The following is a 9,147-nucleotide window of genomic DNA, read 5'->3' on the forward strand; positions in this document are numbered from 1 at the left end:
CCCCTTTCGCGTCGAAACCCTTGCCTTCCTGCCCCGCCGCGCCTTCATTGAGGCCATGCTGCGGGTGCTCATGATCCTGGCCGGCCTTCTGGCCCACGCGCCCCCGGCGCTCGCCGTCGAATCCGCGCCCGTCACGTCCCCGCGCGCGACCGTCACCATCCTCGCCGACCAAGCGGCCATCGCCCCGGGCCAGCCCTTCCGCCTCGCGCTGCGCCAGCGCCTCGCCCCCGGCTGGCACACCTACTGGATCAATCCGGGCGATGCCGGCCAGGCGCCGGAGGTCACGCTGACCCTGCCCGAAGGGGCTGCCGCCGCGCCGATGCGCTTCCCGGCGCCACAGCGCATCCCCTTCGGCCCGCTGGTGAATTTCGGCTATGAGGGCGAGCCGGTCTTCATCATCCCCGTCACGCCGCCCGCCACGCTCCGCCCGGGCGAGACCTTCACCGTCACCGCCGATGCGACCTGGCTCGTCTGCGAAAGCGTCTGCATCCCGGAGGAAGGCGCCTTCCGCCTCGACATCCCGGTCGAGGCGACGGCGCGCCCGGCCAACACCATGCTGTTCGCGGCGGCCGAGGCGGCCGAGGCGCGCCCCGCCCCCTTCGCCGTCCGCCTCGGCTTCGAGGGGCGGCGCGGCGCGATCGAGGTCTCGGGCCCCGGCATCGCCCCCGGCGCGGTGCGGGACGCCTTCTTCTTCCCGGTCGAGGCCGGGCTGCTGGACAATGCGGCGCCGCAGGCGCTCGGCGTCCGCGACGGCGCGCTGACGCTGGCCCTCGCGCGCGGCCATGCGCAGGCGGTCCCGGCGCGGCTGGACGGCATCCTCGCCATCACCGACGCCGCCGGGCTGCGCGGGGCCTACCTGATATCGGCCGAGCCCGGGCCGATGCCGGCCGCCGCCGCGGGCGGGCTGCCTCTGTGGCAGGCGGCGGTCTTCGCGCTGCTCGGCGGGCTGATCCTGAACCTGATGCCCTGCGTCTTCCCGATCCTCGCCATGAAGGCGGTCGCCATCGCCCGGCTCTCCGGCGCGGCACAGGGGGCGATCCGGGCGCATGCGGCGTCCTACACGGCCGGCGTGGTGCTCTCCTTCCTCGCCCTGGGCGGGCTGCTCGTCGGCCTCAGGGCCGCGGGGGGCATCGCAGGCTGGGGTTTCCAGTTCACCTCCCCCGCCTTCGTCGCCGGCATGGCCTGGCTGATGCTGGGGGTCGGGCTTAACCTGTCGGGCGTCTTCGCCATGGGCGGGCCGGTCGCGGCGGGGGGGTCGCTCGCGGCGAAGGGCGGGCATGCGGGGTCCTTCTTCACCGGCGCGCTGGCCGTGCTGGTCGCCACCCCCTGCACCGCGCCCTTCATGGCGGCGGCGATCGGCGCGGCGCTGGCCATGGGTACGATGGAGGCGCTGGCGGTCTTCGGCGCGCTCGGCCTCGGCATGGCGCTGCCCTATGCACTGCTCGGCATCGCGCCGGGGCTCGCGCGGCTGCTGCCGCGGCCAGGCGCCTGGATGGACCGGCTGAAGCAGGGCCTCGCCTTCCCGATGTATGGCGCGGCCGCCTGGCTGGTCTGGGTGCTGGCGGAACAGGCCGGCCCGTCGGCCGTGCTGATGGTGCTGGCGGGCGGCGTGCTGATCGGCTTCGGCGCCTGGGCCTGGGGCATCGCGCAAGGCTCGGGCGGAAGGCTCGGGCGGCTGGCCGGCGCGGTGGCGCTGGTCGGGGCGCTGGCGCTGCTGCCGCTGGTGCAGGGGGCGACACCGGCCGTCGCGCGGGGTGCGGAAGCGGGGCACGAGCCCTGGTCGGAGTCCCGCGTCGCCGACCTGCGCGCCGAGGGACGGCCGGTTTTCGTCAACCTGACCGCCGCTTGGTGCATCACCTGCAAGGTGAACGAGCGCATGGCGCTGGCGACCGAGGGCGTGCAGCGCGCCTTCGCCGATCGCAACATCGCCTATCTTGTGGGGGACTGGACGCGCGGGGATGCGGCGATCACGGCCCTGCTGCGGGCGCATCAGCGGGACGGCGTGCCGCTCTACCTGTTCTATCCCGCGGGCGGCGGCGCGCCGGTGGTGCTGCCGCAGATCCTGACGGAAGGGATCGTGCTGCAGGCGATCGCCGCGCCTGGGCAGACCTCCTGACCGCCGCCGCGGTCATCCCGGCGAGCCCCCTGCCCGTCCCGCGCGCCGGGCGCCTCCCCCCGGCGGTCAGCGCGCCAGATGCGCCGGCACGCGCAGCCCGAGCCGCAGCGGCACCGGCCAGACCTCCCGCACCGTCCGCAGCCGCTGGAAGCCGGCCGCGACATAGGCGGGCAGCGCCCGCGGATGGTCCGCCGTGCAGGTGTTGACCGTCACCGCCCCCCGCCCCGCCGCCCAGGCCGCATCGACCGCGTGGCCGAGGAAGGCGCGGCCGATCCCGGTGCCGATCGCCCAGGGCATCAGCCCGAAATAGGCCAGGTTCACCGCCTGCGGGTGCCGGCGGTCGAGTTCGTAGAACCCCGCCGGCTCGCCATCCTTCATCAGCACGTGGATCGAGATCGCGGGCAGCGCCAGCAGCGCGGCGAGTTCCGCGTCGCTGGCGGTGCGGCGCATCCACCAGAGCCAGGGCTCGCCCACGGTGTCATAGAGGTAGCGGTAGAAGGGCACGGAGCAGTGCAGCGCCTGCTCCACGCGAACGCCCTCGGGCAGCGGCCGCGGCGGGTCGGCGGGCGGCGCCTCCATGCGAAGGAAGGTGACGTCCACCGTCACCTCCTGCACCTGATCAGCGATCGTCATCGCCATGCCTGCCGCCTCCTCCCGCCGCGCGAGTCTCGCGGCGCGGCGGGGCGCCGGTCAACCTTCATGGCGGCGGTACGAAGGCACTCCCTTCGTGCCGCCGGCATTCAGCCTTTTGTCTGGCGCGCGCCCGCCCCGCCAGCCCCGCGCGCGGGGCCCCTGGCACAAGGCCGCGGGCCTCGCGCCAAGGGACTCAGTTGTCGAGGAAGGACCGCAGCTTCCGCGACCGCGACGGGTGCTTCAGCTTGCGCAGCGCCTTGGCCTCGATCTGGCGGATGCGCTCGCGCGTCACATTGAACTGCTGGCCCACTTCCTCGAGCGTGTGGTCGGTGTTCATGCCGATGCCGAAGCGCATGCGCAGCACGCGTTCCTCGCGCGGCGTGAGCGAGGCCAGCACGCGCGTCGTCGCCTCGCGCAAATTGGACTGGATCGCGGCGTCGAGCGGGATGACCGCGTTCTTGTCCTCGATGAAGTCGCCCAGGTGGCTGTCCTCCTCGTCGCCGATCGGCGTCTCGAGGCTGATCGGCTCCTTGGCGATCTTCAGCACTTTCCGAACTTTCTCGAGCGGCATCCCGAGCTTCTCGGCGAGTTCCTCCGGCTGCGGCTCGCGGCCGATCTCGTGCAGCATCTGGCGTGAGGTGCGCACCAGCTTGTTGATCGTCTCGATCATGTGCACAGGAATGCGGATGGTGCGCGCCTGGTCGGCGATGGACCGCGTGATCGCCTGGCGGATCCACCAGGTCGCGTAGGTGCTGAACTTGTAGCCGCGGCGGTACTCGAACTTGTCCACCGCCTTCATCAGGCCGATGTTGCCTTCCTGGATCAGGTCCAGGAACTGCAGGCCGCGGTTCGTGTACTTCTTGGCGATGGAGATCACGAGGCGGAGGTTGGCCTCGATCATCTCCTTCTTCGCCTGGGTCATGTCACGCTCGCCGCGCGACACGGTCGAATAGACGCGCTTGAACTCGGCGATGGGCATGCCCGTCGTGTTCGCGACTTCCGCGATGCGGGAGCGGATCTGCTCGACCTCATCGGCGTGCTTGAGCACGAAGGCCTTCCAGCCCTTGGCCGGCAAGGCGCCGACGCGCTCGATCCAGGCCGGGTCGAGCTCGGCGCCACGCCAATGCGTGAGGAAATCCTCGCGCTTGACCTTCTGGCTTTCCGCCAGCCGCAGGACCTGGCCCTCGAGCACCGTCAGCTTGCGGTTCAGGCCCTTGAGCTGGTCGACCAGCTCCTCGATGCGGTTGTTGTGGAGATGCACCTTCTCGACGAGGGAGATCAGCTCGCGGCGCTGCTTCTCGTAGTTCTTCTCGCCGCGCCCGGCCAGTTCCTCGCCGGAGGTATAGGCCTCCATGCGCTTGTTCGAGAGCTTCGCGAGCTTGCCGTACAGGCCCTCGATCTGCTCGAAGGTCGCGAGCACCTCGGGCTTCAGCTTCTCCTCGAGCGCGGAGAGCGAGAGGCCCATGCCCTCCCCTTCCTCGCCTTCCTCGAACTCCTCCTCGGCCGCCTCGGCCGGCGCCCCGTCGGGGTTGCCGGCGGTCTGCGTCGCTTCCAGGTCGATCACGTCGCGCAGCAGCATCCGCGGCGGGGTCGCCTTCACGGCCTCATGCCAGCGCAGGATGGCCTGGAAGGTCAGCGGGCTCTCGCAGAGCCCGCCGATCATCATGTCGCGGCCGGCCTCGATGCGCTTGGCGATCGCGATCTCGCCCTCGCGGGAGAGCAGCTCGACGCTCCCCATCTCGCGCAGGTACATCCGGACCGGGTCGTCGGTGCGGCCGAGGCTTTCCTCGTCGACGTTGCCGCCGGATTCCTCTTCTTCCCCGTCCTCGGCCTTGGCGGCGGGCTTGGCCACCGCCTCGCCGTCCTCGGTCTCCTCGGCCTCGACCACGTTGATGCCGGCCTCGCTCAGCATCGCCATGGTGTCCTCGATCATCTCCGAGGAAACCTGTTCGGAGGGCAGGACCGCGTTCAGCTCGTCGACGGTGACGTAGCCACGCTCCTTGCCGCGGGCGATCAGCTTCTTGACGGCGGCGGACTGGGTGTCGAGCAGCAGGCCCTCGACCTGCTCGTCCCGCGTCTCGACCGTCTCAGCCCCTGCCGCCGACTTGCTCGCCATGCCGTATCCGCTCCGTCCAACGGTTTCGGGCATCCGGGGGTGCCGGATGCCCGAGAAAAAGTGCCTCTACCCTATGCGGCGTCGCCGGATGCCCCCGCGGCCGCTTCCCCGCGCCGGACGGCGTCGAGCGCCTCCGACAGCAGGATCAGGCGGCGTTGCGCGGCGGGATCGTTCGTCTCCGCCAGCATCCGCTGAGCTTCCTGCTGGTCCTCGATCAATTCCGCCTCGCCGCGCAGGCGGAGGAAGAAATGCCAGAAGCCTTCCTCGACCTCCCCGGGCAGGGCCTCGGCCCGCGCCGCAAGGGGCAGGCCGGCCGGCGACAAAGCCCAGGCCACGGCATCTTCCCATCCGCTGAGTTTCAGGTGGGCGATCAGGTCCTCGGAGTCAACCCGTTCGGCCCTGGGATGCCATGCGAGAATCGCGGCCCGAAGCTGCGCGGGCGGCCCATCCGGCAGGTCCAGCAGCCCGAGCGCCTCCTCCACCTGCGCCAGCAACCAAGGGTGGCGGAGGATGACGGCCAGCAGCATCCGGGCGCGCTCGGCCCGGATCGGGGCGGGCAGGATGGCCGGGCGGGGTGGCCGGCGGACGGGCTGTGGCCGCCCGCCCTGCCCCTGCCGCGTGGCAGCGAAGAAGCGGTCGAGCAGGATGCGCCGGTATTCCGCGCCCAGCGCCTTGTCGGCGATCGCCCCCGCCGCGCCGGTCAGCCGGTTGCGCAGCGCGGCGCGCTGTTCGGGCGTCGCCGCCGGGCGGCCTTCGGCGATCAGGCCGAACAGCGCCTCCGACAGGGGCCGCGCGGCATCGAGCACGGCCTGGAAGGCGGCGGCCCCCCCGCGCGCGGTCAGCGTGTCCGGATCCTCCCCCGCCGGCAGGGTGGCCAGGCGTAGCGTGCGGTCGGTCGAAACGAGCGGCAGCGCCGCTTCGGCCGCCCGCGCCGCGGCGCGCGCCCCGGCCGCGTCGCCGTCGAAGCACAGCACGGGCTCGGGCGAGAGCCGCCACAGCTCCTCCAGCTGCTCGGCCGTCAGCGCCGTGCCAAGTGGCGCGACCGCGCCGGTGAAGCCCGCCTGATGCAGGGCGATGACGTCCATGTAGCCCTCGACCGCGACGACCGGGGCGCCGCGGAAGGCGCCTTCGCGCGCGAGGTCCAGGCCGTAGAGCCCCATCCGCTTGCGGAACAGCGGCGTCTCCGGGCTGTTGACGTATTTCGGCTGGCCGTCGCCCAGGATGCGCCCGCCGAAGGCGATGACGCGGCCGCGCCGGTCGCGGATGGGGAACATCACCCGGGCGAAGAAGAAGTCCCGCGGCGGATCGCCGGCCTCGCCTTCCCGCAGCAGGCCGGCCTCGATCGCCTGGTCCTCGGTCACGCCCTCCGGCCGCAAATCGGCCATCAGCGCGCCGCGCCCGGCCGGCGCCCAGCCCAGCATGAAGGCGCGGATCGTCTCCTCCCTAAGCCCCCGGCGCAGCAGGTAGTCGAGCGCGGCGCGGCCCTCGGGCAGGAACAGGCGCCGGTGATAGGCCTCGGCCGCCGCTTCCATGACGCCGTGCAGGTCGCGCGCGCGGCGTTCGCGCGCCGCCTCCTGCGGGCTGGGTTTCGGTACCTCCAGCCCGGCCTCGGCGGCGAGGCGCTCCACGGCCTCGGGGAAGGCCGCGCCTTCGCTGCGCATGACGAAGCTGATGGCATCGCCATGCGCGCCGCAGCCGAAGCAGTGGAAATGGTCGTCATAGACGTAGAAGGACGGCGTCTTCTCGCCATGGAAGGGGCAGCAGCCCTTCCAGTTGCGGCCCGACTTGGCGAGCCGCGTCTTCCGCCCGATCAGCGAGGGCAGCGGCGTGCGGGCGCGGAGCTCGTCGAGGAAGGCGGGGGGAAGGGCCATGGGTGGGCGACAGAGATTGCCCCTGCCGCCCCGGATTTGCACCCCTGCCGCGCGGGGTCTATCCAGCGCCCCTTTCCTGACAGGGACGACCGACAGACATGACCCCGGCCGAACGCGCCGCCGTGCAGGCGCATCTCCGTCGCCTTTTCGGCAACAACCGGATCGCCGTGACGGCACCGGAGCGCAAGGGCGGCTCCACCGAGCTGAAGGTGGGCGACGAGTTCATCGGCACCATCCACCGCGACGCGGAGGATGGCGAGGTGTCCTACGCCGTGCAGATCGTGGTGCTGTCCGAAGACCTCGAAATGCCGAACTGAGGCCCCCCCCCGGGAGGCGGCCGGACATCACGACAGAAGCTGGTTCGTGACCGGATGAGATGGCTTCCGGATGGCGTTTCACCTGCGCCAACCGGGAGATCATCATGGCGGCGCTCAACTTCGACGGCCGCGTCCTGACGGGACGCAACTTCACCAACCGCGATCTGAACGGCTCGACCTTCCAGGACAGCGTCCTGACCAATGTCCGCTTCACCAATGCGGACATCCAGGGCGGGAACTTCGAGAATTCGGTCTGGATCAACGTCAACGCCGCCGGGGCGGATTTCTCCGATGGCGGCGGCGCCTTTTCGCTCGCCAGCTTCAAGGGCGCGTCGCTGCAGAACGTGACGCTGGCCGGCGCGAACCTCGCCGGCGCGGACATGACCGAGCTCAGCACCTTCGCCATCGACCTCACCGGCGCGAACCTGACCGACGCCATCCTGGTCATGGCAAACCTCAGCGGGGATGGCGCGACCGGCGCGAAGCTGGCCAATGCCATCTTCGACGGGGCTGACCTCACCATGGCGAGCCTCGCCGGCGCGGACCTGACGGGGGCGAGCTTCCGCGGCGCGAAGATGATCGAGACGAACCTCGAGGGCGTGCTCGTCGTCGGCACCGACTTCACGGGGGCGGACCTGACGAATGTCGGCTGGACGGATGCCGACATCTTCGGCGCCATCTTCGACCTCGCCATCATGGTCGACATGTCCTGGACGGACACATCACCGGCGAACGGGGCGAGCACGACGAATCTCAGCTTCCGCGGCGCCGACCTGACCGGCTTCTCGGCCGAGGACAGCAACTTCGCCGGCGCCGATTTCCGGGCCTATGACGAGAACAACCAGACCAAGGCGAACGGCGTGAACTTCGCCGACAGCAACCTCGCCGGGGCGCTGTTCACGAATGTCGAGGCGATCGGATCCTTCTTCGAGGATGCCGACCTGACGGGCGCGGATTTCCGCGGCGCGAAACTGGCGGGCGCGAACTTCAACGGCGCCGACCTGACCGGGGCGGACTTCACCGGGGCCGACCTGACCGGGGCGATCCTGACGGAGGCGATCCTGGCCGGCGCGGTCTTCGCCGGCGCGAACCTCGCCGGGGTCGATCTCGGGCTGGCGTCCGGCGACGCGACGACGATCTTCACCGGCGCGGACCTCAGCGACGCGCGGCTCGACGTCTCCACCTTCCTCGGCACGGATTTCCGCGACGCCGACCTGACGGGCGCGACCTTCATCTTCGCGAACGTCTCCGGCGCGCTGTTCGGGGATGGCGCGGATGAGGATACGGACGGCGCCCGGCTGGTCAGCGCGAGCTTCATCGATGCCGACCTGATCGGTGCGCATCTGGACGCGGCGCTGGTGTTCGACGCCATCCTCTCGAAGGCGGACCTGACCGGCGTCTCGGCGGTGGGGGCCGACTTCACCAGCGCATCCTTCATCGACTCGCTGCTGGTGGGCGGCGATTTCCGCGATGCGCGCTTCGTCAGCGCCGACCTCAGCAAGACCGACTTCACCGGGTCGGACCTGACCGGGGCCGACTTCACGAGCGGCATCTTCATCGATGCCGGCCTGACCGGTGCGGCGGCCGACCTATCGATCTTCAAGGACGCGGTGCTGATCAACGCAGACTTCACCGGTGCGTCGCTGATCGGCGCCGACCTGACGGGGGCGGACCTGACGGGGACGATCTTCTGAGCATCCGGCGCGCGAGGCTTCGACCTTACCTACGAAGGGTATCGCGCGGGGCCGGCGGGGCGGCCGCCCGCCACGCACGTGGCTGAATGCCCTCCGTCCCATGCGCGGATAGCATAAGGCCTTGGCCGGGGGTCGCGCCCCGGCCGCGGCGAACCTCCTGGCCGTCCGGCGGGTCCCGCCCCTCAGCCCGGCGGCGGCCGCGCCACGAACAGCACGGTGCCCGCGGCCAGCAGCAGCCCCAGGGCGCCCAGGATCCAGGGGGTCAGGCGCGGCTCGGCATCGAAGCCCGCCGCGTCGCGGACATGGCGCGGATCGGCCGCCTCATGGATCACCGTCACGCGCGCGCCGGGCGGCAGCCGGGCCGGGTCGGCCGGCGCGCTCGCCCGCGCCTCCACCGCCT

The 9,147-nt window shown here is 71.5% G+C and carries 7 protein-coding genes; 3 read left to right on the forward strand and 4 right to left on the reverse strand.

Going from position 1 to position 9,147, the window contains the following annotated elements; all coding sequences use genetic code 11:
• Positions 1-55: 55 nt before the first annotated feature.
• Positions 56-2,116: a protein-disulfide reductase DsbD family protein gene (locus HW577_RS04785; protein ID WP_198374926.1), complete on the forward strand. Its 2,061-nt coding sequence runs from the start codon at positions 56-58 to the stop codon at positions 2,114-2,116.
• Between the two features lie 66 nt (positions 2,117-2,182).
• Here HW577_RS04785 and HW577_RS04790 read toward each other — a convergent pair whose 3' ends face one another.
• The 3 genes from HW577_RS04790 to dnaG all read right to left on the reverse strand — a co-directional run bounded on the left by HW577_RS04790 (position 2,183) and on the right by dnaG (position 6,736).
• Complete coding sequence (locus HW577_RS04790) at positions 2,183-2,749, reverse strand: GNAT family N-acetyltransferase (RefSeq protein ID WP_408639520.1); 567 nt, start codon at positions 2,747-2,749, stop codon at positions 2,183-2,185.
• Between the two features lie 193 nt (positions 2,750-2,942).
• Entirely contained in the window at positions 2,943-4,865 is a 1,923-nt protein-coding gene (rpoD, locus tag HW577_RS04795) for an RNA polymerase sigma factor RpoD (RefSeq protein WP_198374928.1), read from the reverse strand.
• 71 nt (positions 4,866-4,936) lie between these two features.
• Positions 4,937-6,736 (reverse strand): DNA primase, encoded by a 1,800-nt coding sequence (dnaG, locus tag HW577_RS04800; RefSeq protein WP_198374929.1) that lies wholly within the window; start codon positions 6,734-6,736, stop codon positions 4,937-4,939.
• A 98-nt stretch (positions 6,737-6,834) separates the two neighbouring features.
• On the opposite strand from dnaG, the gene HW577_RS04805 reads away from it, so the two are divergent.
• Positions 6,835-7,053 carry a DUF3126 family protein gene (locus HW577_RS04805; RefSeq protein WP_198371244.1) on the forward strand — a complete coding sequence of 73 codons (219 nt, stop codon included), beginning with the start codon at positions 6,835-6,837 and terminating at the stop codon, positions 7,051-7,053.
• 104 nt (positions 7,054-7,157) lie between these two features.
• A complete protein-coding gene (locus HW577_RS04810; protein WP_198374930.1) occupies positions 7,158-8,747 on the forward strand; it encodes a pentapeptide repeat-containing protein in 1,590 nt (529 codons plus the stop codon).
• Positions 8,748-8,929: 182 nt separating this feature from the next.
• On the opposite strand, the gene HW577_RS04815 is transcribed toward HW577_RS04810, so the two are convergent.
• On the reverse strand, positions 8,930-9,147 hold a 218-nt coding region (locus tag HW577_RS04815; RefSeq protein ID WP_198374931.1), incomplete at its 5' end, for a hypothetical protein.

It is taken from the genome of Neoroseomonas rubea, from assembly GCF_016106015.1.
Lineage (GTDB): Bacteria > Pseudomonadota > Alphaproteobacteria > Acetobacterales > Acetobacteraceae > Neoroseomonas > Neoroseomonas rubea.

Coding starts and splice junctions, on each gene's coding strand:
- HW577_RS04785 (WP_198374926.1), top strand. CDS start 56: ATGCTGCGGGTGCTCATGATCCTGGCCGGCCTTCTGGCCCACGCGCCC.
- HW577_RS04790 (WP_408639520.1), bottom strand. CDS start 2,749: ATGACGATCGCTGATCAGGTGCAGGAGGTGACGGTGGACGTCACCTTC.
- rpoD (WP_198374928.1), bottom strand. CDS start 4,865: ATGGCGAGCAAGTCGGCGGCAGGGGCTGAGACGGTCGAGACGCGGGAC.
- dnaG (WP_198374929.1), bottom strand. CDS start 6,736: ATGGCCCTTCCCCCCGCCTTCCTCGACGAGCTCCGCGCCCGCACGCCG.
- HW577_RS04805 (WP_198371244.1), top strand. CDS start 6,835: ATGACCCCGGCCGAACGCGCCGCCGTGCAGGCGCATCTCCGTCGCCTT.
- HW577_RS04810 (WP_198374930.1), top strand. CDS start 7,158: ATGGCGGCGCTCAACTTCGACGGCCGCGTCCTGACGGGACGCAACTTC.